Origin of the sequence: Vulcanibacillus modesticaldus (assembly GCF_001730235.1) — a bacterium.
Taxonomy (GTDB): domain Bacteria; phylum Bacillota; class Bacilli; order Tepidibacillales; family Tepidibacillaceae; genus Vulcanibacillus; species Vulcanibacillus modesticaldus.
Genome location: NZ_MIJF01000015.1, coordinates 11682 through 37950, shown reverse-complemented (window position 1 = coordinate 37950; position 26269 = coordinate 11682). Strand labels below are relative to the sequence as shown.

Genomic DNA, 26269 nt, shown 5'->3' with positions numbered 1-26269 from the left:
GAAGAGAATTCTTACCAAGCAATGCCCCCATCAAATAAACAATGATTTTATTTTGAACCTCAATGTATAGTAGCAACAAAGAAATAACTTTAGACATCAAGTTTGCCGCCTCCTTTGTTTGAGTAATTTTTTGAATGGTCAACTAAAAATTACCCTTAAATTGAGGGGGTGGCAATACCTTAATATAAATTTTTCAATAACAACAAGGTTTTTGACACAATAATCTATAAAACTTTTGACAATACGTAAAATATCGAGAGGGTGATATTGATGAAAAAAAATGTAGGAAATATTGATCGCTGGATTAGATTTGCTATCGGAATAATATTATTATCACTTTTATTTACCGATTTATCTTTCAAAAACATTGGTTGGGTGGGATTAATTCCTATTTTCACAGCATTATTTAAATATTGTCCTTTGTATTCCTTATTTGGAATTAGCACATGCCCAACTAAAGAAGATTAAATTGTTAAGTACAACCTACCTAGATTTCTTGGTAGGTTGTATTTTTTTAATAAACAATTCACATTTTTTTGTCTGATGAATAATCTGTTACAAAAGCCCAAATTCAGGAGGGGGTATCTTTGAGCTTAAATATTCGTACACTTACTGGAAATATTAAGCGGGATTCATTTGGGTCCTCCGTTGCTTTGGGAGATATTAATGGTGATGGTATTAATGAAATACTTGTAGCTTCTGTCAGCAATCAAAAAGGTGGAATAATTAGTATTTACTCAAGTAGATCATATAAGTTGTTAAAAACTATTAGAATAGGTAAGAAAAAAGTTAACACCATACGGATACTAACAAAAGATATTAATACTGATCAAATTGATGAAATAATAATTGCTATCACCTATCGAGACCTCTCTGGTGAAGTGAAGGTTTTTTCATATAATGAAAACAAAACCTTATTCCACTGGAAAAGCAACAGAAAATACGATGCTTTTGGCTTTGCAATTGCTGCTGGAGATGTAGATGGTGATGGCATTGATGATATTATAATTGGAGCTCCACAACCTATTAATGGTGGTAAAGGAAGGGTTTATGTTTTCAGCGGTCAAAAGGGAACTTTATTAAAGGAATATTCCTCTTTATTACCTAGAGAACACTGTGACTTTGGTACTGCAGTAACCACTGCTGACCTTAATAACGATGGTATAGAAGAAGTGATTATAGGGACACCTGGAATACCTAAAGGGGAGGTTTTTGTATATTCAGTAAAATTTGGTTGGCTTGATCATAAATTTTCAGGTGAGCCCGGATTTGGTACAATGGTTTTTGCTGAGGATATCAATGGGGACAGTGTAAAAGAACTAATAATAACAACAAAAGATTTAAGGGGAAATAAAGTTTCTATATTCGGTCAATATTATAGGCATTTTAATGATATTAATAATGATGAAGTTGATATTGGATTTGGAGAGACCATGACTGCCGGAGATATTAATGGAGATGGAGTAAAAGAATTGATATTAGGAGCTTTTGATTCTAACCATCGCCGCAAAAAATATACTGGCCAAGTTTCCATTTATAGTGCAATGGATAGTAAACTGCTACATCGTTGGTATGGTAGGGAAGAAAAAGATCAATTTGGCTTCGCAATTACTTCTGGTAAAGTAAACAAAGAAGATAAAGACAGCTTAATTATCGGGGCACCAAGAGAAATTTTGAAGAAACCAGGGATTGTATATGTAGTGAATATTGATTAATCATAAATATAGGAACCTCACGCCCAAGAGGTTCCTTTTCAAATTACATCATTATTTTATATCTTCGGTCTTATTTTAGGGAGGATTTTACTCCTATCAACATTTACTTTCTTCTCCCAAGTTTTAGGATCATTTTCATCAAATTGTTCCAAGAAATCAATAACTTCTTTTGTTAATAAGGTAGGAGTTGAAGCACCAGCTGTTACTGCAACTGTCTTTTTCCCCTTCAACCATTCAATATCTAATTCTGCCAGTTCTGCAATACGATGCGCTTTTACCTTAGCAACTTTTTCAGCGACCTGTGCTAAGCGATTAGTGTTATTACTCTTAGGATCACCTACAACGATTACTAAGTCACTACCTTTAGCCTGCTTTGCTACTGCCTCTTGCCTTGACTGGGTTGCCATACATATTTCATTATAGATCTCAGCATGTGGATATTTTTCAACTATTTTATCAATAATATTAGCAATATCCCATTGACTCATTGTCGTTTGATTCATCACCAAAATCTTTTTTGAATCCAAAGATAGTTTATCTACATCATCTTCATTGGAAACTAAATGAACGTGTTTTGGAGCAACCCCAAGGGCTCCTTCTGGTTCAGGATGACCCTTTTTCCCAATATATACTATCTCATATCCCGCCTCTGTTTTTTCTTCAATTAAATTATGAGTTTTTGTCACATCAGGACAAGTAGCGTCAATTACAGTTAACCCCTTTTCTTCAGCTTTCTTCCTCACTTCTTTCGATATACCATGAGCTGTAAAAATAACTGTACCCTTATCTATTTGATCTAGTAGAGATAAACGGTCTTTACCGTCTAATGAAATAACATTTAAATCATTAAAGGCATCTACCACATATTGATTATGTACGATCATTCCTAAAATATAAATCGGTCTGGGCAATGAAGCATCCATTGTAGCCTTTTTAGCTATCACCATTGCATCGACAACACCGTGACAATAGCCCCGTGGAGAAATTTTAATCACATTCATCCAAGTTCCCCCTAACAGTTTGTTTCATAGATATTGTAACATCCCTTGCAAAAAACACAACTTTAGTCATATTTTTCGTCGCATTTTATTATTACTACCCGATTTTTTTATTTTTATAGTTATATATTGCATTTTTGTGTTATACTAAATTATAATTTTCTTGAGTATTATATAACATAATTCGCAGTAGTATATCTTATTTTTAAAATATTCTAAAATATTATAAAAAAATAAATAATTCAGAAGAAATGGAGAGATTAAATCATGTCAACTCATTATAACAATTTAACTGTACCGCAACTTATCGAACACTCTTTAAGACGCCAAGAAGGAGTACTTACTAAAACCGGTGCCTTCCGAACCACTACTGGTAAATATACAGGACGTTCACCTCAAGATCGTTTTATTGTAGATGAAGAACAATACCATGATATGATTGCTTGGGGAAAGGTTAACAAGCCAATTAACAAGGAAGTATTCCAAAACCTTTATCAAAAGGTGTTGGATTATTTAAAAGATAAAGAACTATTTATCTTCGATGGATACGCAGGGGCTGACCCTAATTTTAGATTGCCCATTAGAGTAATAAACGAATTCGCTTGGCATAATTTATTTGCTCATCAATTATTCATTCGTCCAACAGAAAAGGAATTGGAAAATCATACCCCCGAGTTCACACTAATATCCGCACCTGGTTTTAAAGCTAACCCAGCTATCGATGGAACGAATTCAGAAGCTTTTATAATGATTAATTTCAAGGAAAAAATCGTACTTATAGGTGGTACTGAATATGCCGGTGAGATGAAAAAATCGATTTTCAGTGTAATGAATTACATTTTACCTCAAAAAAATGTTCTCTCGATGCATTGTTCAGCCAATGTGGGTAAAGAGGGAGATGTTGCCCTATTTTTTGGATTATCAGGCACAGGTAAAACCACTCTTTCTGCAGATCCTAACCGTCATTTGATTGGTGACGATGAACATGGCTGGTCCGAAGATGGTATATTTAACATCGAAGGCGGTTGCTATGCAAAATGTATCCGTTTATCCAAAGAGAATGAACCACAGATATGGAATGCAATTAAGTTTGGAAGTGTATTAGAAAATGTTGTCATGGATCAAGAAAGAAATTTAGATTTTGATAGTGATGAACTGACCGAAAACACACGTGCCGCTTATCCTATCAATCATATTCCAGGAGCAGTAATTCCAAGCAAAGCCGGACATCCAAATGTTATTATCTTTTTAACAGCCGACGCTTTTGGAGTATTACCTCCAATCTCAAAATTAACTAAAGAACAAGCTATGTATCATTTCTTATCTGGTTACACCAGTAAATTAGCTGGAACAGAGCGTGGAATTACTGAACCAGAAGCAACTTTCTCAACTTGCTTTGGTGAGCCATTCTTACCTTTAGAACCAACGAAATATGCAGAAATGCTAGGTGAAAAAATATCTAAGCATAATGCTAGAGTATATTTAGTAAACACTGGCTGGTCTGGTGGCCCGTATGGTGTAGGTCAACGGATGAAGATTTCCTATACTAGAGCAATGGTTAGTGCAGCAATTAACGGATCAATTGAAAAGTCTGAATTTGTGAAAGACCCAATCTTTGGTTTAAGTATTCCTAGCCATATTGATGGGGTACCAAACGAAGTATTACAGCCTAAAAACACTTGGACTGATAAAGAATCCTATGATCGTCAAGCTAATGATTTAGCTAGACGTTTTGTGGAGAATTTCAAAAAATTTCCTAACGTTTCTGAGGCAATCAAATCTGCCGCTCCTAAATATAAATAATAACTAATTCATACAATAGAAAAAACAAGACCCTTTATCATGAACTAACCCCTGTCTACTTAACAGGGGTCAGTTCACTGCATGGGGTCTTTATTACATATTCCTCCTGTATTGCCCTCCTACTTGATACAATGCTTTGGTAATTTGCCCTAATGAGGCCACTCGAACTGTATTCATTAATTCAGCAAAAATATTTTCTCCGTTTACTACAACTTCTTGTAGACGGCGTAGTGCCTCTTGAGCCTCTTCCTTGTGTTTTTCATGGAAAGCCTTTAAGTTCCTAATCTGTAATTCCTTCTCCTCCTTAGTTGCTCTTGCCAATTCAATCGTCGAAATTTCATTTTCAATATTATTATTAGGATTCAAGAAAGTATTAACCCCAATGATCGGTAACTCACCTGAATGTTTTTTCGCTTCATATAACATTGACTCTTCTTGGATCTTGCTACGTTGATAAACAGTTTCCATTGCTCCTAAAACCCCACCACGAGCACTGATTCGCTCGAATTCTTTAATAACTGCCTCCTCCACTAAATCTGTCAATTCTTCAATAATAAATGAGCCCTGTAATGGATTTTCATTTTTAGCCAAACCCAACTCTTTTGTAATGATTAATTGAATTGCCATCGCCCTTCTAACAGAATGTTCAGTTGGGGTGGTAATAGCTTCATCATAAGCATTGGTATGAAGTGAATTACAATTATCATATAACGCCATCAAAGCTTGTAAAGTGGTTCTAATGTCGTTAAAATCAATTTCCATCGCGTGAAGAGAGCGTCCCGAAGTTTGAATATGATACTTCAATTTTTGGGATCTTTCGTTAGCACCATATTTATTCTTCATTACTACTGACCAGATTCGTCTTGCAACCCTTCCTAATACTGAATACTCTGCATCAAGCCCATTACTGAAGAAGAATGATAGATTAGGTGCAAAATCATCAATTTTCATTCCACGGCTCAAGTAGTATTCCACATAGGTGAATCCATTTGCTAAAGTAAAAGCCAATTGAGAAATTGGATTTGCTCCAGCTTCGGCAATATGATATCCACTAATACTTACAGAATAATAATTACGTACCTTATGATCTATGAAATACTGCTGGATATCCCCCATCATTTTTAAAGCAAATTCCGTTGAAAATATACAAGTATTTTGTCCTTGATCTTCTTTCAAAATATCTGCTTGCACTGTTCCCCGAACAGTTTGTAATGTCCTCTCTTTAATTTCTTCGTATTCTTGCTCGTTTGGATGTCTTTTATTTTCCTGAATAAATTTTTCCACTTGTTGATCAATAGCAGTATTTAAAAACATCGCTAACATTATTGGAGCAGGTCCATTAATCGTCATTGATACACTGGTGTTCGGAGCACATAAGTCGAAACCAGCATACAACTTTTTCATATCATCGAGAGTAGCAACACTTACTCCACTTTCACCTATTTTTCCATAAATATCTGGACGATAATCGGGATCCTCACCATAAAGCGTTACGCTATCAAAAGCTGTACTTAGGCGTTTAGCTTTATCATCTTTAGATAGATAATGAAATCTGCGATTCGTTCTTTCAGGAGAACCTTCACCTGCAAACTGACGTTTTGGATCTTCTTCGGTACGTTTAAATGGAAAAACCCCAGCAGTAAACGGAAATGACCCAGGAACATTTTCTTTCATACACCACTTTAATATTTCCCCATAATCCTCATATTTAGGGAGAGCTACTTTAGGAATTCTAGTTCCAGATAATGTGGTTGTGAACAACGTATCGTTTTGGTATTCTTCCTTCAAACTAGGCCAAAGTTCTAACTTTTTCTTTGTTTCGGGATGGAGAAGGTCCTCAATCTCTTTAATTTCATTTTCAATCGATTGAACAGCTTGATGGTCGGGACCATACTTTTCTACTAGAATATCTCTTGCACCATTCAATTGATATATTCTGCGTGCCAAATTAACTTGCTGATCAGTAAAGCGGCGATACTCTCTTAATGTATTTGCAATTTCATATAGATATTGTTCTCGCTCAGGAGGAATGATTTGGTTCTTTTTATTATCACGTAACTTTACAACCAATTGTGGTTCCCACTTAAAATCATTTATTTCGTTCAGTCTTTCTACCAAAGCTCGATAAAATCTATTAGTCCCATAGTCATTAAATTGGCTAGCTATCGTACCATAAATCGGTAATTTTTCATCAACTTCTTCAAATTTTTGATGATTACGTTTATATTGTTTTCGTACATCTCTTAAAGCATCTTCAGAACCCTTTCGATCAAATTTATTAATTACGATAAAATCTGCGAAATCTAGCATATCAATTTTCTCTAGCTGAGTTGGAGCACCGTACTCACTAGTCATAACATAAACAGATAGGTCAGAAACCTCGATAATTTTCATATCCCCTTGGCCAATTCCACTTGTCTCTATAATTATCAAATCAAAACCTGCTGCTTTTACAACTAGGATAGCTTCTCTTATAGCTAAACTTAATTCTGAATGCGATTCACGCGTAGCTAAACTTCTCATATATACGCGATCACTATTGATTGCATTCATCCGAATACGGTCCCCTAAGAGAGCCCCACCTGTTTTTTGTTTGGTAGGATCAACTGACAAAATAGCAATTCTCTTATCTGGAAAATCATTGATAAATCGTCTGATTAGTTCATCTGTCAATGAACTTTTACCAGCTCCTCCTGTACCGGTAATCCCGATTACCGGTATTTTTAAATCTAGCTTTTCAAGTTCTTGCTTGATATTAAGTTGATATTCGTTAGGACTATCATCAGATATTTCCTTTTCTGCTAAGGTAATCAAACGAGCGATATCTAAGTGATTTTTTTTCCTTAATTTATTAATATTTATTTCAAATGGTAGATCATCTGTTAGAGAATAGTCGGTCATTTTAAGCATATAGTTGATCATTCCATATAGCCCCATTTTACGTCCATCTTCAGGAGAAAATATTTTAGCGATACCATAATCCTGTAATTCTTTGATCTCATCGGGAACTATTACTCCACCGCCACCACCGAAAATTTTAATATGCCCTGCACCATTTTCTTGTAACATGTCATAGACATACTTAAAGTATTCTATATGTCCACCTTGATAAGAAGTCAGAGCAATTCCTTGAACATCTTCATCAATCGCCGCGTTAACTACTTCTTCAACAGAACGGTTATGTCCTAAATGAATCACTTCGACCCCTGCTTGTTGCAACAAGCGGCGAAAAATATTGATAGAAGCATCGTGGCCATCAAAAAGGCTAGAAGCTGTTACGAAACGGATTTTATTTTTAGGCCGATATAATTCTGTCTCCATATAATCCCGTTGACTTAGATCCGATTTTGTTTCAGAAAGCGAGGCACAAATTAAGCCAACGGATTACACCTCCTTTTGCTTTCTTGAGAAGATAAATATTGGTTACTCTTTTAACAAATAATTCGCAATAACAATCCTCTGTATTTCATTTGTCCCTTCATAAATCTGAGTTATCTTAGCATCTCGCATCATTCTTTCCACTGGATAATCCCTTGTATAACCGTATCCACCAAAGATCTGTACTGCATCAGTTGTGACTTCCATGGCAATGTCCCCTGCCATCAACTTAGCCATTGCCGATTGTTTACCATATGGTAACCCGTTATCTTCTAACCATGCTGCTTGATAAGTTAATAATCTTGCTGCTTCAACTTTTGAAGCCATATCAGCCAATTTGAATTGGATAGCTTGTTGTTTAGCTATTGGTTTGCCAAACTGAACTCTCTCTTTTGCATAATTTAAAGCTTCATCAAGAGCACCTTGGGCAATTCCAACTGCTTGAGCAGCAATACCATTTCTGCCACCATCAAGTGTCATCATTGCAATCTTAAATCCTTCACCCTCTTGCCCTAATAGATTTTCTTTAGGAACCCGAACTTGATCAAAACGAAGTTCAACAGTTGTAGAAGCGCGTATCCCTAATTTTTTTTCTTTTTTTCCAAAGGAAAAACCTGGCATCCCCTTTTCGACAATAAATGCACTTATTCCCTTATGTTTTTTTGTAGAGTCGGTTGAAGCAAAAACTATATAAATATCAGCTACCTCACCGTTTGTAATAAAAATCTTATTTCCTTCAAGGAGATAATCATCCCCATCTTTTACAGCACGTGTCTTTAAACTACCAGCATCAGAACCAGCACCATTTTCCGTTAAAGCAAAAGCTCCTATCTTCTTTCCTTCTGCTAACGGACGTAAATATTTTTGCTTTTGTTCCTCCGTGCCAAATTTATATATAGGCCAACTTCCTAAAGATACATGTGCTGATAAGGTTACCCCAATTGAAGCATCAACACGAGATAATTCCTCTACGGCAATCACATAACTCATAAAATTTGCCCCAGCACCACCATACTTCTCTGGCCATGGGATTCCAGTTATCCCTAATTCAGCCATTTGTTCAAAAATGGAATGATCGAAATATTCCTTTTCGTCCCTATCCCCTGCAGTTGGTACCACCTCATTTTCTGCAAATTCTCTAACCATTTTACGAAGCATCTCTTGTTCTTCAGTTAAATGAAAATTCATAATACCATCCCCTATCTTTTTATTTTTTTAATAAAATAAATTATTTTTCATTCTGTTCATCAAGCGTAAATTTCCAAGCGCAATAATAGTTTTCATCTGTTTCATCAGGAGGACAGGAGATAACTTCTGTCTGAATTCGTGAATCTATCGTTTTAGCAAATCCTGAATATTCAACAATACCGACAGGCTTACATGGAAAAAGAGGCATCTTCTTTCTCTTACGAGCTTCTTGCACTCGACACTCATTCATCCGAAAGACTAATGTATTCTTATCCTCACGTATCATTTCTTGCTTATTAATAACTGCATACAGCCGGAAATTTAAAGCTTTTTCTAATGCTTCAAGTCCACCGCTCTCTGGTAATCGTAAAAATTTCTTTATACGTTTTGCTTCGATTTCTGTGAAACGTTCCCATGCTTCAATATCCTTCTCGATCGCCTCATCCATTCCATGACTACGTTCAATAGCCTGAAACCATAAACCGTCATGCGCCAACCATCTCTTTCCAAAATCTTCGACCAATTTTAATAATTCTTCCCGTGAAAGATCACTAATTTCCATCAAATTTAACCGTTAACCATATCTGTTACATCCTGCCGTAATGCAACGTGGTCAACGATCTTCCACCTCCATCCCTTTACAATCCGCTCTTTAACATTTGATAAAAAATGTCATATTTCTTAATTTTCTTAAAATTATAAATATATTATATCAAATTTTGTCTTGTTTGAATAAATAACTAATCAATCTTTTACCACCAAATTGTTGCAAAAAAAACTAGATAAACATATACATATAATGATTGTTTCAATTAAAAAAGGGAGAGTGATTAAATGGCAATATACATTTGGGGTGTTGATTCTGCGAGTAAAGTTACTGATACTCTATATGATTGCGTAGTCAAAAATTATGGAAAACCAAAATTTTGGGGACGCTACCTTATAAGCATTAAAAATGTCAGTGATGGACTAACATTAGAAGAAGTGAAGTATTTACATCAAAAAGGAATCAAGATAATACCAATCTATAATAAATTTAAGGAAGCTATTGGTTATAAAAAAGGACAAATTGTTGCCCGTAATGCTATTTTTAACGCCCAACGCTTCGCTGTGCCAAAAGGTACTTTTATCTTTGCAAATATCGAAAATTTTTTTAAAGTTGATGAATCATGGATTCGAGGATGGGTAGATACCTTCTATCCAAGCGGATATAGACCTGGACTATATGTTGATCCTACAAAGGGAGATTTTAGCACAGCATATTGTGAAGCGATTAAGAAAAATGAAAAAGTAAAAGTACAAACAATTCTTTGGAGTGCAGAGCCAGAACCAGGGGTGAGCAAAGAGAAGGAGGCACCAAAATTTAATCCTTCATTCCCTCCATGCGACGCCAATGTTTGGGCATGGCAATATGGAAGGGATTCAAAAGAATGTCATATAGACACAAACCTTATTGATAAAAGATTGTACAATAATCTTTGGTGAATACCAATTCAAATAATAGTTTTAGCCAAAGAAATATTGAAGATAGCATCTAAAATTCTTCGATATTTCTATTTTTCTTTTAATCCACATAAATACAGGATTGGCGACAAAACTTATGTTTCTTAACACAAACTACTTTGTGAGAACCACATGATGGACAAGTTGATTTGTCAGTATCAAAATTAACCTCATAAATATTACCGCAACTTTGACAATCAAATTTACACTCTTTTAACGAATAATTCCCACCACTTATTTTAATCGCTTTGCCTTCGATTAAAGCTAAAGCGACTTTCTTTCTAGCACTGGCAATGATATTTTGAAATGTTTGACGAGATACTTGCATCTTTTCTGCACAAGCCTCTTGGTTCAAACCTTCAATATCTTTCAATCTCATTGCTTCAAGTTCTTCTACCTTCAAAATGATTTCTACTACCTCACAATTTCGTTTTTCATGGGGTATGAAATAGGTGTTCTCAGGGAAATATTCCACTCTTCTGCATTTTTTTGGTCTTGGCATCTCTTTCCCTCTCTTTGTATTTCTTAAATAATAAAAATTAATCTCGGAACTAGTATATATTATATAAAATAATATAACTAATTCCGAGTTTGGGATTCAACCAAAAAACATTAAAGTATTATCAAAATTATTTATCTTCATGATTATGACCATGATGATGATGGTGATGACCGTGATGATGGTGCCCATGGTGATGATGGTCGTGACCATGATGGTGATGTCCTTCACAACCACCCTCCTTAAGTTCTCCTTTTAAATATGAGTCAATCACATCATCTACTAAACCATTAACACCACAAAAAACTTTAATATCACTTTCATTAAATAATTGCTGTGCACGGTTTCCCATATTTCCTGCAATCACTGCATCAACTTCTTTTTCTTTCAGGAATAAAGGAAGAAATCCTGGTTTGTGTCCTGGACTTTTAATAAACTCTTTTTCTAAAACCTTGCCATCCTCAATCACAAAGATGGTAAATCCTTCACTGTGTCCAAAATGTCCGCTCACAGAGTGACCTTCAGTAGCAACCGCAATTTTCATTACCCATTCCTCCATTATAATATAAAATATTTTTGGCATATGCTAATTATATTATATTCTTTTCTTTATGTTTTTGTCAAATGCCAATAACTTATATTTCCATAAAAAAATATGTACCCTACGGTACATATTTTAAAAAATAAGTAATTGTCTATTTCTCTAAATATACGATACAATTTATTCTGTAAGCATAAACATTAATGCAATTAATTATCTATCACTTTCTATTTGAAGGAGATAAACTTATGTTTAATTTAATGGGTGTTAAATACAAAGATATATTACAAATTGATAAACTTACAATTCCAAAACAAAGAATAACTTCCATCGTTGGCGAAAGTGGTAGTGGAAAGACAACACTATTAAAACTATTAAACAAAATGATTAACTGTGATGGTGGAGAGATATTTTTTAAAGGCCAATCCTTGGAAGAAATAGACCCTATTAAACTAAGAAGAGAAGTAGTAATGTTACCCCAAAATCCGCCTATATTCATGGGAACGGTAAAAGATAATTTACTAATCGGATTACAATTTTCAGAAAAACCAAATGTTGACAATAATAAATTATTAGAAGTCCTTAAGACGGTTTATTTAGAAAAAGATCTGAATGACAATGCTAACAATCTATCTGGTGGCGAAAAACAAAGACTGGCACTTGGAAGGATTTTATTGATGGAACCTGAAGTTTTCCTGCTTGATGAACCATCTTCTGCATTAGATGAAGAAACAGAAAAATACGTTATCGAAAATCTAGTTCAGTACATCAAAAGAAAAGGCAAAACTTTAGTAATGATTACCCATTCTTCCAAAGTAGCTGATACTTTTTCTGATAATATAATTGTAATTGAAAAGGGTAAAATTAAAAACAATGAGGTAAAGATAACTGATGGAAAAAATTATTGATCTTCAAGTATGGCAAATATTAACAGCTTATGTATTTATTTTATTATTGTTGCTAATCGTTAAGATAAATAAGATCCCAAAAGAAAAGGAAATCCTTATTGCTACTACACGCATGACCTTACAATTGGTCATTACAGGATATATCCTTGTCTTTCTTTTTGAAAATCGTCACCCTTTATACACATTACTAGTAATATTAATCATGGAAATCTTCGCAATAAATAATATTTTTAAACGTGTTAAAGTTCGACTCTCACAAAAGTTAAGAAAAATTATCACCTTTTCTATGGTAATAGGTACTTCAATTAGCCTTTTTTATTTTATTTTAATAGTTATTAATATAACCCCATGGTATGAACCAAGATACTTTATTCCCTTAGCTGGTATGATTATTGGTAATTCAATGACAGGTATTACTCTTGGGGTAACCAAGTTAATAGACGGCATTTACTCACAAAAAAACGTAATTGAAGGAGCTCTAATGCTAGGTGCTAAACCAAAAATGGCTGTAAAACAGATAATTGATTCAGCTTTTTATTCTGCAATACTCCCGTCAATCAATTCAATGGTTGGGATGGGAATTGTATTTTTACCGGGAATGATGACCGGTCAAATACTATCGGGTATATCACCATTAAGTGCCATTGAGTACCAAATCGCCATCATGCTAGGAATCATCGGAAGTGTCACCCTATCCGTAATCCTATTTGTTCAGTTAGGTTATAAAACTTTCTTTAACGAAAGTCAACAGCTTGAACTAGATTATGAGTAATTATCGCAATATTTTAGTAGAAATGACACCATCTTCTAAAACAAATTTAACACGTTGATGGTTTTTAATAATAAATTTAGCTACATTTCCTAGTATTAATTTTGTTCCAGGATAAACTGTATTTAATATCTCGATATAAGCATGATCAAACTTATCAATTTGTTCCTGAATTTCTTTTTCACGAGAGGCAATCTCCTTGACCCTTCTCTCAATAACTAATTTTTGGTCGATTAATTTTATTTTTAACATCTTCCTGTCAGGCGGCAAAGTTTTCCCCATCTTTTCCATTTGTTCAAGTAAGCGCATTCCTTTAGTCACTTTATCTAAAGAATTGCCCAACTCCTTTTTCTCCGATAAAATCTCGTTCAATTCCTTTCTTAATTCAGGATCAATCCCAACTTCAACAATTGTTGAAGTTGCTAGTTCGTTCCCAACGACATCTGCAGTTACGGAGTCTCCAGCTTGAACTTTACCTCCTACAATTATCCCTTTACTACCCTTGCATATAATTCTCTTACCAGCGCTTACATTACTATGCATAATACTAGTAGAAACTATAACATCTTCACCTGCATGAACATCCCCATCAAGGATAAATGAAGCTTGAAAATTTTTGTGAGTTTTAATGTAAGATTTTTTATGCCCTAACACTCCCTGCTTAACGTAAATGTCACCGCCTGCTATTAACTCTGCACCTTCTACATTTCCATAAACTTTGATATCTCCATCGGCCCGAATTTTAAAACCATCAAGTACGTTTCCTCTAATAACTACCGAACCTACAAAATCAATATTTCCAATACTTAAATCAACATCACCATTAATTTCGTATATTGGGAAGACATTAATTTTTTCCTTTTCTGTAATAACTAGTTGTCCGTCAATAGCGGAGTATACTCTATCTTTAGTATCATTAATAACAACATTTTTCCCTAGTTTACAATAAACATTTTTACCATTTTTAGCAGGTATCTCTTTACCGGTAACACTTTTTCCCGGTACTCCTTCCGTAGCCGCAATCCTTCTTGCAATTAACTGTCCTTTTTTTAGATTGGTTACCCCATTTATTGAATAAAAATCAACACTTCCATCTCCTAACACTTTTGGTTTTTTTGTTTGATCTTTATTAACTTCCCAAACAATATAACCATCCTGTCCATTAACTGGTGCTGTACCTCTAGCTATTACTATCTCTTTTTTAAGATAGTTCTTAGGATTGGAACATATCTCTGCCAATAATTTTTCATCAACTCCAAAAACGACATTTTGCTCTTCCAAAAAGGACTTCATAGATTCATAGGAAATCCATTCATCGTCAAACTCCATAGTATTAAACTTAAGGGTTGCAGCTAAACCAGAATCAGTGATAGAAACTAATACCATCTTTGATAACTCTTCAATACCTAAACTTTTGACCATAGATATCACATCCTAAGTGATATTATTTGAAAATATTTTAAAAAAAGTACCCTGTTAGTAAAGGGTACCCTTATAGCCATCCTATTAGTTACGACCTATAATAGCTTGATAGTCATAATGGCAGTCTGGTGACCATAGATAAATCATTTCCTTAGGCCCATGACTTTGCACCCTTACCTTTCGGAAAAGTTCGCCTTTTTCAATTTTATTGTAATATCTTTAATTTATTAAAGGATTCTTGTTCTCTTTATTGTTCTAAGTTTACCATATTCCGACAATTATCACAACGATTTTACAAAATTTATATCTTTCCTTGATTATTTAATACTATTTAATGTAAATTCTTCAATAGAACCTCTCATCTTAGCCACCATTTCGGTTAAAATATCCGTTTTTGCTGCTATTTCCTCCATTGAGGATGTTGTATTTTCCGTTGAAACGGTTATTTTTTGTGCCGAAGCTGCAATTTCTTCAGAAACAGTTGTTATATTATTTGTAGATTTAACTATCGAATCACTACCCAAAGACATTTCTTTTAATTCTAAAGCTATTTTTTCAATTTCTTGCCTAATATTAGCAACTCCCGATATAATCTTTTGAATCTGTTCTTCTCCACTCCTTGATTTTTCTTGAGCAATATCTATTTCTTTTTTAATATGTGTAATCGATAAAGAAGTATTATTCACATCTTCTTGAATCGTTTTTATTAAGCCAGCTATTTCTTCAGTAGATTTTTTAGTTTCATCTGCCAATTTTCTAACTTCATCAGCAACGATTGCGAAACCAACTCCAGCTTCTCCAGCCCTAGCGGCTTCTATTGCAGCATTTAGCGCCAATAAGTTTGTTTGCTCAGATATCTCAGTAATTACTTCTACAATTTTATTTATATAATTAGCATTGCTCTTTAAAGTCAGTACCTGTTCAACATTTTCATCAATAGTAACTTTAAGTTTTTCAATATCTCTGATAACTTCTAAGATTTTTTTACTTCCATTCCTAGCATCTTCATCTGATTTAATAGCAAGCGAAGTAATGTTTTGACCATTTTCCGCAATTCTCTTAATTACATTTGATATTTGATTGATATTCATCGTAGTTTCCTCAAGTTCTTTAGTTTGGTTCTGTGTTCCAATGGTCATCTCATCCAATGAATTTGCAATTTCTTCCATCGTAGCCGTAGTTTGTTGGATACTTGAATTAATTATCGCAATATTATTTTCTAGCTCATCGGAATTTTTTTTAACTTCTCCAATTTTAGTCTTTAATTCTTGGACCACTTGATTAACAGCATTACCGATATCTGCAAATTCATCGTTTGAAGTTACCTGCAAACGAACAGTTAAATCACCGGCCGCTATGGCCTCCACTCCTTTTTTGAGTTCTCTTAATCTAGTAGAAATAGAATCAATCAATAATAGACTAATTATCAAGGATAAAATAGTTGCACCAATGAAAGAATACAGTAGGTTAGAAACAAAATACATCAAAAAAGTTGTTACTAATACCGTGCTAAAAGATAGCAACAAAATCTTCAACTTCATCTGTTTCATCCCTCCCTAGAAAATTTATTATTAAGTTTTAAAAAAATCATATTTTCCTAGTCTAACTGTTATCTTTCATAGTTCAAACAAAATAAAGTTACCAATTATCATTTCACAAAAATTATATCATAGCATTTTTTTTTAAAACAATATTTACCCCTTTAGTATATGAAAAAAGACACCTCACGCGGTGTCTTTTTTCATATCTGGTGGAGGCGAGGGGAATCGAACCCCTGTCCGAGAATATCGTCACATCAGCTTCTCCGAGCGCAGTTACTTGAATAATTTTCATCCACTAGACTGCCAAGCAACCCACGATCTAATGGACTAGTCTGATTAATCTCTTCGGCAACCTACAGACGGAAGGTGAACCGCGTATCCCACTACGGTTGAACCCTAGTCACTCCACATGGGCGATGGAGTGGTAGAGCCGCAAGCTGAATTAAGCAGCTAATGCGAAGTTATTGTTAGTTTTGCCAGTTACATTTGGCTTCGCGTTTTTACGAGGTCGCAGCCCCTCGGCTCGCTACTGATGCTCGATCTATCCCCGTCGAATCCAAAACGCCCCCAAGTAAGAAAATATTAAATTGTATATAAAAAACTGCATCAATTAGTATATCATATACAGCTATATCTTTAAAGATGAATTTTTTTACATCAGTATTTTTGCTTTTCACGTAGCGCCCTCGCAATTTGTCTTTCCGCATCACGCTTAGCAATCGAATGACGCTTATCATATAACTTTTTACCCTTTGCTAAAGCAAGCTCAAGCTTAGCAAATCCGTTACGCAAATACAGTTTTAGTGGAACTAAAGAGTAACCTTTTTCTTTAGTTAATCCTATTAGTTTATTGATTTCATCTTTATGAAGGAGTAATTTTCTTGTACGAGTCGGTTCATGATTGAAACGATTACCATGTTCAAAAGGACTAATATGCATATTATGAATAAATGCTTCACCATTGGAAATTCGCGCAAAACTATCCTTGAGATTGGCTTTCCCAGCACGAATTGATTTTATTTCGGTACCTGTAAGCACGATGCCTGCTTCATAAGTATCTTCTATATAATAGTCATGAGTAGCCTTTCTATTTTGTGCTACAACTTTTGTTCCTTTTTTATTCATATCGTGCTCACCCCTATTTTATCCAACTCTTTTTATTATCATTAGAACAAAATTATAGCATGAAAAGACAGTAAAAATCCACCAACCCGGTGGATTTTTTTACCCTAGCCTCACTTTTCAACTTTCACTTCGAGATTGTCATCATGTTTTTATCTTTCTTTACTGCCTTTACAGTTATTAATTTTTTAAGTTCTCTTATTGTTATAGGACGACTAAAATAATAACCTTGACCGATATGACATTCTTGTTGTTTTAGAAAATCAACTTGTTGTTTATTGTCTATTCCTTCAGCAATAACTTTGAAGTTTAAAATTTTCCCCATGGCAATAATCGTTTTTACAATTGTCTCCATACTTTTGTCATTGACTAATTCCTGTATAAAGCTTTTATCTATTTTCAAATTATCTATTGGTAATTTATTTAATAAACTTAAGGATGAATAACCAGTCCCAAAATCATCAATTGAAACCATAATACCCAAATCTTTTAACTGTTTAAGTATCAACACTGATTCATCTACATTTTGTACAATACTTTCGGTTATTTCCAAGTCTAAACATCGAGGATCATAATCATTTTCTTTTATTATCCTTTTTATCATATCTACAAAATTTCTCTGATAAAACTGTCGGACAGAAATATTTACTGCAACATTAAGCTTAAAACCTTCTTCATGTAGAGCTTTTACATCCTTAACCGCATTTTCTAGTACCCATTCTCCAATTGGTACGATTAAACCTGTTTCTTCAGCATCTGGAATGAAATCTACTGGAGATATGACCCCTAAATTAGGATGATGCCATCTTATTAATGCCTCTAATCCAACAATTTCTCCCGAGAATAAATCAATTTTAGGTTGATAATTCAAAACAAATTCTTCATTATCTAAAGCTTTTCTGAGATCTTTTTCTATTTCAATCTTCTGCAAAGAATTAAATTTAATTTCATCTTTATAAAATTGATAGGTATTTCCTTCATCTTTTTTAGCTTGATACATTGCTATATCAGCCTTTTTAAATAATGTTTCCTGTTCCAATCCATCGATAGGATAAAGACTGATTCCTACACTGTAAGAAATAAAAATTTCATGCTCCTTAATATTAAGTGGATAATAATGATCAGAAGTTAATTTTCGAGCAACTTCTATAATTTTACTTTCGACAGCTTCTTCTACGATACAGATAAATTCGTCTCCGCCAAATCTAAATATTTGTCCTTCATCTCCTATACATTTTTGCAATAGTTCCGCTACATGTTTAAGAACTAAATCTCCTACCCGGTGACCATAAGTATCATTAATTAACTTGAAACGATCAAGATCAATCATAAGAAATGCAACTCTTTGTTCTTTCTGAATTAAAATGTTCTTTATATATTTCTCTAAACTATTACGATTTGGCAACCCTGTTAATTGATCATAAAAAGCAAAATAGCGTAGTTTTTCTTCAGACTTTTTCTGCTTACTAATATCATTTATCACGGTTAGAACCACATTTTCACCCATAAATTTTACTATTGATGACTTAGTTTCAACAAACACTTCTCTGCCATCATTAGTAATTAACTTCAATTCTATAAATTCTATATCTTCACCATCAAGAACCTTTTTCAACCGCTCCATAATTATTTGGTGGTAATCTGGATGAATAAAATCCAATATCGATCTTCCTACAAAGTCATCCATACTCGCAGCACCAATTGTCCTAATTCCCGCTGGATTAACATAAATAATTTTTTTATTACCATGTAAGACGATAATCTGAGGGGAGATTTCGACTAAACTACGATAACGCTCTTCACTCTCTTTTAGCTTTTCCTCTATTTGAATACGTTTTATGATTTCCATTTTTGTTTTATCAAACTTCGTTCCTATCATCCAAAAGATAATACCATATATTAAAGCAATTTCAAAAAATTCGCTTAGCTGATTTAAACTTAAAGGGCCGGAGATCAAATAACGCCTAACTATCATCACTGCCAAAGATAATAAAGTTAAAACTATCGCAAATAATTTACCTTTGTGTCGCATATAAGACATCTCCCATTTTCACTTTAGCAAATTAAATAAGTATGTGTATATAGTACATAATTTTGTCGAGATTTGTCTATATATTCGACAAATTCTGTCATAATTCGACAACAATAAAAGTCTACCTAATCAAAATAAAACTCCATTATAATTAATCTTATTTTCCCATATAATTAATCTTATTTTCCCAAAAAATAAAAAGCCACAAAAGTGACTTTTTATTTCTTCTTTTTATTTCTGTATTTTTTCTTTTTTCTTACCTTCTTTGCTACGATTACATTAATATCTTTTTCTTTTTCAATGATACTAACCTTTTTCTTTTTTCTCTTGCTCTTTATCTTACCATTTTCAATCACTTTGGGTTTAAGTTTTGACTTTTTATCAGCAAAATCTACTAGTTGAAAGTCAACAGTGTGTTCATCCAAATTAACATCGATCACCTTTACTTTAACCATATCACCTATTCGGTACACCTTGCCTGTCCGTTCACCGATTAAAGCATATTGCTTGTCGTGGTAATAATAATAATCATCTGTTAAATAACTTACATGAACCATCCCTTCAACAGAATTTTCCAATTTTACAAACATACCAAAGGAAGTCACACTACTGATTATCCCTTCAAAATCTTCGCCTATCTTATCAAGCATAAATTCAGCTTTCTTTAATTCTTCCGTTTCTCGCTCAGCATCTACAGCTAAGCGTTCACGGTCCGAAGAATGTTCGGCAACTGAAGACATGATGCTATTTAAATAGGTATGTCTTTCTGGAGATAACCCACCTTTTTCTAAAACTTCCCGAATAATACGATGAATTTGTAAATCAGGATATCGTCTAATTGGTGATGTAAAATGGGAGTAATAATCTACAGATAATCCAAAATGTCCTAAAGGTTCAGGTTCATAACGTGCTTGTTTCATCGACCTTAATAATACTGTACTGATAATTGTTTGTTCAGGAGTATCTTTAACCTCTTCCAATAAGGCTTGCAATGCTCTAGGATGAATGTTATTCCCTATTCCTTTTACCACATAGCCAAAATTCGTGATAAATTCAGCAAAGGAAAATAACTTATCCTGATCAGGATCTTCGTGAATTCGGTAAAGAAATGGAACTTGAAGCCAATAAAAATGTTCAGCAACCGTTTCATTAGCGATTAACATGAATTCTTCAATTATTTGTTCAGCAATTGTTCGTTCGCGATTTTTTATTTCAACAGGCTTTCCACTCTCATCAACGATAATCTTTGATTCTTCAAAATCAAAATCGATGGCTCCACGATTTAGGCGTTTTTTTCTAAGAATTAATGCTAAATCTTTCATCAAACGAAAATCTTCAATTAGATCCTGATATCTTTCCATAAGTTCAGGAGGCTCTTCTTCTAAGATTTTTCTTACATTCGTGTAAGTCATTCTCTCATTAGTTCTGATAACGCTGGTAAAAATATCATGATTAACTACTTCACCTTTAGGAGTGATTTCCATCTCACAGCTCATTGCCAGACGGTCTTCTTGAGGATTTAATGAGCATATACCATTTGATAAACGATGAGGTAACATTGGAATTACCCGATCAACTAGATAAACGCTTGTCCCGCGATTATATGCTTCACGATCTAAATAAGAACCTTCTTTAACGTAGTAACTAACGTCTGCAATATGTACACCAAGTAAGTAGTTACCATTACCAAGTCTTTCGATCGAAACAGCATCGTCTAAGTCCTTTGCATCTTCACCATCTATCGTAACCATCCTTTTACCACGAAGATCACGCCTTTTCTTAATCTCTTCCTCGGGTATTTGGTCAGGTATTGCTGCGGCTTCTTCTAGAACTTCATTTGGAAATTCCTCCGGTAAAGCATACTTACGAATTATCGATAAAATATCAACTCCTGGATCATTTTTATGACCCAATATCTCAACTACTTCTCCTTCTGGACTCATTCTACCTTCAGGATACTTATCAATCCTAACGACTACTTTATGTCCCGCTACTGCCCCATTTATTTTTGACTTGGGAATGAAAATATCTTGATATATCCTCTTATCATCAGGAACAACAAATCCATAGTATTCGCCTTCCGTAAAGGTTCCAACAATCTCTTTATTGGCACGTTTTAAAATTCTAATTATTTCGCCTTCTGGTCTGGCACCACTTGCTTTTTTACTCAATCTAACTAATACTAGATCACCGTTCATAGCACCGTTGATATCATTAGCATGAATATAGACATCAGGCTCTCCTTTTTCCTCGGGAATTACAAAACCAAACCCCTTAGGATGTCCTTGAAGCTTCCCTTTAACTAAATTCATCTTTTCAGGGAGCCCATAACGATTCGTCCTAGTCCTAATTATTTCACCATTTTCCTCTAGTTCATTCATTAATTTTATGAACTCTTTAAATTTTTGAGCATTTTTGATTTCAAATACTTCCTCTAATTCCGAAATATTCATCGGTTTATACAATTTTTCTCGCATAAAATCCAATATATTCTCTTTATTGATCTGCAACAAAAATGCCTCCTTTCTTTTAGTACTTCCTTATATATTATTTACTGACTCTTTCAAGAAATAATCTAATATCTTCAAAAAGTTTTTCTCTTTCATTATCTAAAGTGATGATATGTGTTGATTGGTGGTACCACTTTATTTCCTTTAAAGTGGAATTAATATTATTAAAAATATAATTAGCACTTTCAGGTACGACGGTTTCATCATTCATTCCTTGGATTACTAAGGTAGGAATCCCAACTTTATTTAATGATACTTTAACTTCTTTTATCAGTTTATGTAAACTCTCCACACAAATAACAGGCACTCGATCATAACTTGCTAACTGACTTTCAATGTGTTCTTCCTTCTTTTCTTTAACTGAATAAGTTATAAAATACTTTAACCATCTTGTTAAAGCTACACGTCTATCGTGAACAAAAATTGGTGCTGCCATAGGTATAACTGCCAATAAAGGTTTTTCCATGGCTAATTTCAGTGCTAGGATTCCTCCCATTGACAAACCAATAGCAATAATACGATCATATCCTTTTTGTTTTAGGTGTTCATAAGCCTCTAATACAGAATTCCACCAGTCATCTTTATTTGTTTTTTTCATCTCTTCAGGGGTCTTACCATGTCCAGCAAGCAACGGTGCGTAAACAGTGTAACCTGTTTGATGAAGGAATTTCCCTAATAAACTTAACTCGGCCGGAGAACCAGTAAACCCATGTATTAATAAAATCCCAACTTCTTTTTTCCCTTCGTAAAAAAAAGGATCCGGCCTTCTTTTGGTTATTTTCATTTTTTCTCCCCTCCAACAAGTTCCATACGCTAGTTACCCAAAAAATCATGGTTGGAACTTTGATCATTTTCGCTCTTATTTATCTATATTTTATTATCTATATTTAAAAATTTTAATCATTGAAATGAACAAAAATGCTAATGCACATGAAAAAAACAGCAAGTTAAACCTTGCTGTTAGTCTATTTTATCAGTATAAAATTAAATAAAACCAACTTAGTGCCGAATAAGACTAGCTTATCCCTTCACTATGTAAGCTACTACCATAGATAAAATAATAAAGCCAACTGCCAATCCAACTGTTATTTTCTCAAGTAGAGCATCTAAACCACGTGCCTTTTGTTTACCGAATAGTTGCTCCGCTCCTCCAGCAATACTTCCAGATAAACCAGCACTTTTACCTGATTGTAATAATACAGTTGCAATTAGCCCTAATGATATAAGCATCAATAGAATCTTGAAGAAAATAGTCACGATCTACACCTCCTCAAGGAGTTTAACATGTACAATTTATCATAAATCGAGATAAAGCGCAAGATATAATCCTAGACTTTTGTAAAAATAACAAAAAATCTAGACGAACTCCCATCACCTAAGAAACAGGGAACCACTGGAAGATTAAGAGTGGTATTTTGTATAAGTGCGGCTTTTGGGAGTGTAACGGACAAGGTGAGCGCGTTACAAAATACCACTTTTGTAATTGAGAATGGCGCCTATAAATATAGACGCCTTTGCAAAATACTTATTTACTTAGCGAACTATTTACGCAACTGACGTAATACAGTTTGCAAAATTCCACCATTGCGATAATATTCAATATCAACTACACTATCAAGGCGGACGATAACATCAAATGTAAATTTAGAACCATCTTTCCTAATCGCTTCAACCCGTATAGTTTGCCCAGGTTTAAGATTATTATCAAGTCCTAAAATGTTAAATGTTTCAGTACCATCGATATTTAATGATTTCCAATTTGTTCCATCAGCGAATTGTAATGGTAGAACGCCCATACCAACTAGGTTGCTACGATGAATACGTTCAAAACTTTCAGCAATTACTGCTTTTACCCCTAACAGGTTAGTACCTTTTGCAGCCCAGTCACGGGAGCTACCAGTTCCATATTCTTTACCCGCAATTACTACAAGAGGTGTTCCATCTGATTTATATCTCATAGCCGCATCGTAGATTGGCATTACTTCATCAGTTGGTAAGTACTTGGTTAAGCCACCCTCTGTCCCAGGTACAATTTGATTCCGGATACGAATATTGGCAAATGTTCCTCTCATCATCACGTCATGATTACCGCGACGTGAACCATATGAATTGAAGTCCTTCTGAGCAACTCCACGTTCAATTAGATATTTACCTGCGGGACTATCTACTTTAATACTTCCTGCCGGTGAAATATGGTCAGTAGTTACCGAATCACCTAATAAGGCTAGCACTCTTGCTCCTTTGATTTCTTTAATATCTTCAACATCAGGACTTAATCCTTCAAAGAATGGAGGATTTTGAATGTATGTTGAATTCTCATCCCAATCATAGAGCTTTCCTTTAGGAGCATCGATTTTATTCCAACGCTCGTTAGCAGTAAATACGGAACTGTATTGTTTACGGAATAATTCAGGTTTTAATGCAGAATTTATCGCTTCTTTAATTTCTTGGCTAGTTGGCCAAATATCCTTCATATAAACTGGTTGATTATCTTGATCATATCCAATTGGTTCTTTATCTAAATCGATATCAACTGTACCTGCTAATGCATAAACAACAACTAATGGAGGTGAAGCTAAGTAATTTGCTTTTACCTGCGCATGAACACGTCCTTCAAAGTTTCTATTTCCTGATAGAACTGAAGTTACCGTTAGATCATTTTCTTCAACAACCTTACTTACTTCTTCTGGTAGCGGACCACTATTTCCAATACATGTAGCACAACCATAACCTGCCACATTAAATCCTAATTTTTCAAGAGAATCTAATAACCCAGCATTTTTCAAATAATCGGTTACTACCCTTGAACCAGGTGTTAATGAACTTTTCACATAAGCTGGTTTCTTAAGACCTCTTTCTACAGCTTTTTTAGCCACTAGCCCGGCACCTAACATTACGCTAGGATTAGAGGTATTTGTACAGCTTGTAATAGCCGCAATTACCACTGCTCCAGTTTTTAACGTTGATTTTTCGCCATTGTAATGAGAAACAACAACTTCCTTATTGATATCTTCCTCTTTAAGTCCTAATCCACCTTGATCAATTGGCTTTTGAATGGTTTCATTCCAAGTAGTTTTCATATCTTTTAAATTGATTCTGTCTTGGGGACGCTTAGGACCTGCTAAACTAGGAACAACTGTGCTAAGGTCTAATTCTATCGTATCGGAGAATACAGGTGGTTCCATTCCATCTTCACGGAATAAGCCCTGTTCCCTATAATATGCTTCAATAAGTTTGATTAACTCTTCATCACGCCCAGTTAATCGTAAATAAGACAATGTTTCATTATCCACTGGGAAGAAGCCCATCGTCGCTCCATACTCTGGTGCCATGTTAGCAACGGTCGCTCTATCAGCTAAGCTCATACTACTTAAACCATCACCATAGAACTCAACAAACTTGCCAACAACTCCTTTTTTACGAAGCATTTCAACAATCGTTAATGCTAAGTCTGTAGCTGTGGCACCTTCAGGTAATTCACCAGTTAATTTAAATCCAACTACGTCTGGTGTAACAAAATATAAAGGTTGTCCAAGCATTCCAGCTTCAGCTTCAATACCACCTACACCCCAACCAACAACTCCTAAACCATCAATCATAGTGGTATGCGAATCTGTTCCAACTAAACTATCTGGATAAACTTCAACTTCCCCATCAACCTCTTTTGTTTGAACAACTTTAGCCAAATACTCAAGATTTACCTGATGGATAATTCCAGTAGCAGGTGGTACAGCACGGAAATTATTAAAGGACTCTTGGGCCCAACGTAGGAATTTATATCGCTCTTCATTACGTTCAAATTCCAAATTCATATTAAATTCTAAAGCATCATCGGTACCAGCTTTGTCTACCATAACTGAATGGTCAATAACTAAATCAACCGGTACTAGAGGATTAATTTTTTCAGGATCTCCACCTACGTCCGCCATCGCTTTACGCATTGCAGCCAAGTCAACAACAGCTGGAACTCCAGTAAAATCTTGTAATACTATTCGAGCAGGTTTGAAAGCCACCTCTTTACCCTTTCCTGCACCTTCAGCCCAATTAGCTAACTGTTTTACATGTTCCTCAGTTACACCTTTACCATCAAGCTGACGTACAGCAGCTTCTAATAACACCTTAATAGAGAATGGGAGTTTTGAAACCTTACCAACGCCATTTTCTTCAAGTTTTTTCAGCGAATAATACTTATACTCCTTGCCGGCTACTTTTAATGTAGACTTTACATTAAAAACATCTTTTCTCTCCATATACTCTCCCCCCTGTTTTCTTGTAAAAAGGACACTTATCGATACTATTATACCTTTTTTTTGATAATTGGGACATATATTTGTCTTAAT

Annotated in this window: 20 protein-coding genes, 1 other RNA gene and 1 riboswitch; of the genes, 6 read left to right on the top strand and 15 right to left on the bottom strand. The window is 34.4% G+C overall.

Features of this window, described 5'->3' with window-relative positions; translation table 11 throughout:
* Window positions 1-270 precede the first annotated feature (270 nt).
* The gene (locus BHF71_RS04295; protein WP_069656440.1) at window positions 271-468 is read left to right on the top strand and encodes a YgaP family membrane protein; all 198 of its coding nucleotides are present in this window, start codon (window positions 271-273) and stop codon (window positions 466-468) included.
* A 119-nt stretch (window positions 469-587) separates the two neighbouring features.
* Window positions 588-1715 carry an FG-GAP-like repeat-containing protein gene (locus BHF71_RS04290; RefSeq protein ID WP_069656439.1) on the top strand — a complete coding sequence of 376 codons (1128 nt, stop codon included), beginning with the start codon at window positions 588-590 and terminating at the stop codon, window positions 1713-1715.
* 56 nt (window positions 1716-1771) lie between these two features.
* Here BHF71_RS04290 and BHF71_RS04285 read toward each other — a convergent pair whose 3' ends face one another.
* The gene (locus tag BHF71_RS04285) at window positions 1772-2716 is read right to left on the bottom strand and encodes a 4-hydroxy-3-methylbut-2-enyl diphosphate reductase (protein WP_069656438.1); all 945 of its coding nucleotides are present in this window, start codon (window positions 2714-2716) and stop codon (window positions 1772-1774) included.
* A 264-nt stretch (window positions 2717-2980) separates the two neighbouring features.
* On the opposite strand from BHF71_RS04285, the gene pckA reads away from it, so the two are divergent.
* Window positions 2981-4516, top strand: a complete 1536-nt coding sequence (pckA, locus tag BHF71_RS04280) for a phosphoenolpyruvate carboxykinase (ATP) (RefSeq protein ID WP_069656437.1) — start codon at window positions 2981-2983, stop codon at window positions 4514-4516.
* A gap of 93 nt (window positions 4517-4609) precedes the next feature.
* On the opposite strand, the gene icmF is transcribed toward pckA, so the two are convergent.
* The 3 genes from icmF to BHF71_RS04265 all read right to left on the bottom strand — a co-directional run bounded on the left by icmF (window position 4610) and on the right by BHF71_RS04265 (window position 9644).
* Window positions 4610-7837, bottom strand: coding sequence for a fused isobutyryl-CoA mutase/GTPase IcmF (gene icmF, locus BHF71_RS04275; RefSeq protein ID WP_069656436.1), 3228 nt, complete (start codon window positions 7835-7837; stop codon window positions 4610-4612).
* A gap of 102 nt (window positions 7838-7939) precedes the next feature.
* On the bottom strand, window positions 7940-9082 hold the full coding sequence (locus BHF71_RS04270) for an acyl-CoA dehydrogenase (protein WP_069656435.1): 1143 nt from the start codon (window positions 9080-9082) through the stop codon (window positions 7940-7942).
* Between the two features lie 40 nt (window positions 9083-9122).
* Window positions 9123-9644 (bottom strand): DUF6125 family protein, encoded by a 522-nt coding sequence (locus BHF71_RS04265; RefSeq protein ID WP_069656434.1) that lies wholly within the window; start codon window positions 9642-9644, stop codon window positions 9123-9125.
* 272 nt (window positions 9645-9916) lie between these two features.
* Between BHF71_RS04265 and BHF71_RS04260 the strand changes: the two genes are divergently transcribed.
* Window positions 9917-10567 carry a glycoside hydrolase domain-containing protein gene (locus tag BHF71_RS04260; RefSeq protein WP_069656433.1) on the top strand — a complete coding sequence of 217 codons (651 nt, stop codon included), beginning with the start codon at window positions 9917-9919 and terminating at the stop codon, window positions 10565-10567.
* 79 nt (window positions 10568-10646) lie between these two features.
* Here the strand turns inward: BHF71_RS04260 and BHF71_RS04255 are convergent, their stop codons facing one another.
* Together BHF71_RS04255 and BHF71_RS04250 are read right to left on the bottom strand one after the other, a co-directional pair.
* Entirely contained in the window at window positions 10647-11087 is a 441-nt protein-coding gene (locus BHF71_RS04255) for a DUF134 domain-containing protein (protein WP_069656432.1), read from the bottom strand.
* 127 nt (window positions 11088-11214) lie between these two features.
* A complete protein-coding gene (locus BHF71_RS04250; protein ID WP_069656431.1) occupies window positions 11215-11628 on the bottom strand; it encodes a NifB/NifX family molybdenum-iron cluster-binding protein in 414 nt (137 codons plus the stop codon).
* A 245-nt stretch (window positions 11629-11873) separates the two neighbouring features.
* Here BHF71_RS04250 and BHF71_RS04245 point away from each other — a divergent pair, with 245 nt between their 5' ends.
* Window positions 11874-12533: an ABC transporter ATP-binding protein gene (locus BHF71_RS04245; protein ID WP_069656430.1), complete on the top strand. Its 660-nt coding sequence runs from the start codon at window positions 11874-11876 to the stop codon at window positions 12531-12533.
* On the top strand, window positions 12517-13305 hold the full coding sequence (locus BHF71_RS04240; protein WP_069656429.1) for an ABC transporter permease: 789 nt from the start codon (window positions 12517-12519) through the stop codon (window positions 13303-13305). The genes BHF71_RS04245 and BHF71_RS04240 overlap by 17 nt, the downstream gene beginning before the upstream one ends.
* Here the strand turns inward: BHF71_RS04240 and BHF71_RS04235 are convergent, their stop codons facing one another.
* The 9 genes from BHF71_RS04235 to acnA form a co-directional block, all read right to left on the bottom strand.
* Complete coding sequence (locus BHF71_RS04235; RefSeq protein ID WP_069656428.1) at window positions 13306-14724, bottom strand: flagellar assembly protein A; 1419 nt, start codon at window positions 14722-14724, stop codon at window positions 13306-13308.
* Window positions 14725-14840: 116 nt separating this feature from the next.
* Window positions 14841-14929, bottom strand: a riboswitch (cyclic di-GMP riboswitch).
* A 112-nt stretch (window positions 14930-15041) separates the two neighbouring features.
* A complete protein-coding gene (locus BHF71_RS04230) occupies window positions 15042-16265 on the bottom strand; it encodes a methyl-accepting chemotaxis protein (protein ID WP_069656427.1) in 1224 nt (407 codons plus the stop codon).
* Window positions 16266-16472: 207 nt separating this feature from the next.
* Window positions 16473-16834: a transfer-messenger RNA gene (gene ssrA, locus BHF71_RS04225) on the bottom strand.
* A gap of 88 nt (window positions 16835-16922) precedes the next feature.
* On the bottom strand, window positions 16923-17390 hold the full coding sequence (gene smpB, locus BHF71_RS04220) for an SsrA-binding protein SmpB (protein ID WP_069656426.1): 468 nt from the start codon (window positions 17388-17390) through the stop codon (window positions 16923-16925).
* A gap of 124 nt (window positions 17391-17514) precedes the next feature.
* A complete protein-coding gene (locus BHF71_RS04215; protein ID WP_069656425.1) occupies window positions 17515-19419 on the bottom strand; it encodes a putative bifunctional diguanylate cyclase/phosphodiesterase in 1905 nt (634 codons plus the stop codon).
* Between the two features lie 218 nt (window positions 19420-19637).
* Window positions 19638-21923 carry a ribonuclease R gene (rnr, locus tag BHF71_RS04210; RefSeq protein ID WP_069656442.1) on the bottom strand — a complete coding sequence of 762 codons (2286 nt, stop codon included), beginning with the start codon at window positions 21921-21923 and terminating at the stop codon, window positions 19638-19640.
* 43 nt (window positions 21924-21966) lie between these two features.
* Window positions 21967-22713 (bottom strand): alpha/beta hydrolase, encoded by a 747-nt coding sequence (locus tag BHF71_RS04205; RefSeq protein ID WP_069656424.1) that lies wholly within the window; start codon window positions 22711-22713, stop codon window positions 21967-21969.
* 236 nt (window positions 22714-22949) lie between these two features.
* Window positions 22950-23186, bottom strand: coding sequence for a preprotein translocase subunit SecG (secG, locus tag BHF71_RS04200; RefSeq protein WP_069656423.1), 237 nt, complete (start codon window positions 23184-23186; stop codon window positions 22950-22952).
* 284 nt (window positions 23187-23470) lie between these two features.
* Complete coding sequence (gene acnA, locus BHF71_RS04195) at window positions 23471-26179, bottom strand: aconitate hydratase AcnA (protein WP_069656422.1); 2709 nt, start codon at window positions 26177-26179, stop codon at window positions 23471-23473.
* Window positions 26180-26269: the final 90 nt, after the last annotated feature.

Excerpts from the sequence above, each read along its gene's own strand:
- BHF71_RS04295 (WP_069656440.1), top strand. The coding sequence starts at position 271 with ATGAAAAAAAATGTAGGAAATATTGATCGCTGGATTAGATTTGCTATC.
- BHF71_RS04285 (WP_069656438.1), bottom strand. The coding sequence starts at position 2,716 with ATGAATGTGATTAAAATTTCTCCACGGGGCTATTGTCACGGTGTTGTC.
- pckA (WP_069656437.1), top strand. The coding sequence starts at position 2,981 with ATGTCAACTCATTATAACAATTTAACTGTACCGCAACTTATCGAACAC.
- icmF (WP_069656436.1), bottom strand. The coding sequence starts at position 7,837 with ATGGAGACAGAATTATATCGGCCTAAAAATAAAATCCGTTTCGTAACA.
- BHF71_RS04270 (WP_069656435.1), bottom strand. The coding sequence starts at position 9,082 with ATGAATTTTCATTTAACTGAAGAACAAGAGATGCTTCGTAAAATGGTT.
- BHF71_RS04265 (WP_069656434.1), bottom strand. The coding sequence starts at position 9,644 with ATGGAAATTAGTGATCTTTCACGGGAAGAATTATTAAAATTGGTCGAA.
- BHF71_RS04260 (WP_069656433.1), top strand. The coding sequence starts at position 9,917 with ATGGCAATATACATTTGGGGTGTTGATTCTGCGAGTAAAGTTACTGAT.
- BHF71_RS04255 (WP_069656432.1), bottom strand. The coding sequence starts at position 11,087 with ATGCCAAGACCAAAAAAATGCAGAAGAGTGGAATATTTCCCTGAGAAC.
- BHF71_RS04250 (WP_069656431.1), bottom strand. The coding sequence starts at position 11,628 with ATGAAAATTGCGGTTGCTACTGAAGGTCACTCTGTGAGCGGACATTTT.
- BHF71_RS04245 (WP_069656430.1), top strand. The coding sequence starts at position 11,874 with ATGTTTAATTTAATGGGTGTTAAATACAAAGATATATTACAAATTGAT.
- BHF71_RS04240 (WP_069656429.1), top strand. The coding sequence starts at position 12,517 with ATGGAAAAAATTATTGATCTTCAAGTATGGCAAATATTAACAGCTTAT.
- BHF71_RS04235 (WP_069656428.1), bottom strand. The coding sequence starts at position 14,724 with ATGGTCAAAAGTTTAGGTATTGAAGAGTTATCAAAGATGGTATTAGTT.
- BHF71_RS04230 (WP_069656427.1), bottom strand. The coding sequence starts at position 16,265 with ATGAAGTTGAAGATTTTGTTGCTATCTTTTAGCACGGTATTAGTAACA.
- smpB (WP_069656426.1), bottom strand. The coding sequence starts at position 17,390 with ATGAATAAAAAAGGAACAAAAGTTGTAGCACAAAATAGAAAGGCTACT.
- BHF71_RS04215 (WP_069656425.1), bottom strand. The coding sequence starts at position 19,419 with ATGCGACACAAAGGTAAATTATTTGCGATAGTTTTAACTTTATTATCT.
- BHF71_RS04205 (WP_069656424.1), bottom strand. The coding sequence starts at position 22,713 with ATGAAAATAACCAAAAGAAGGCCGGATCCTTTTTTTTACGAAGGGAAA.
- acnA (WP_069656422.1), bottom strand. The coding sequence starts at position 26,179 with ATGGAGAGAAAAGATGTTTTTAATGTAAAGTCTACATTAAAAGTAGCC.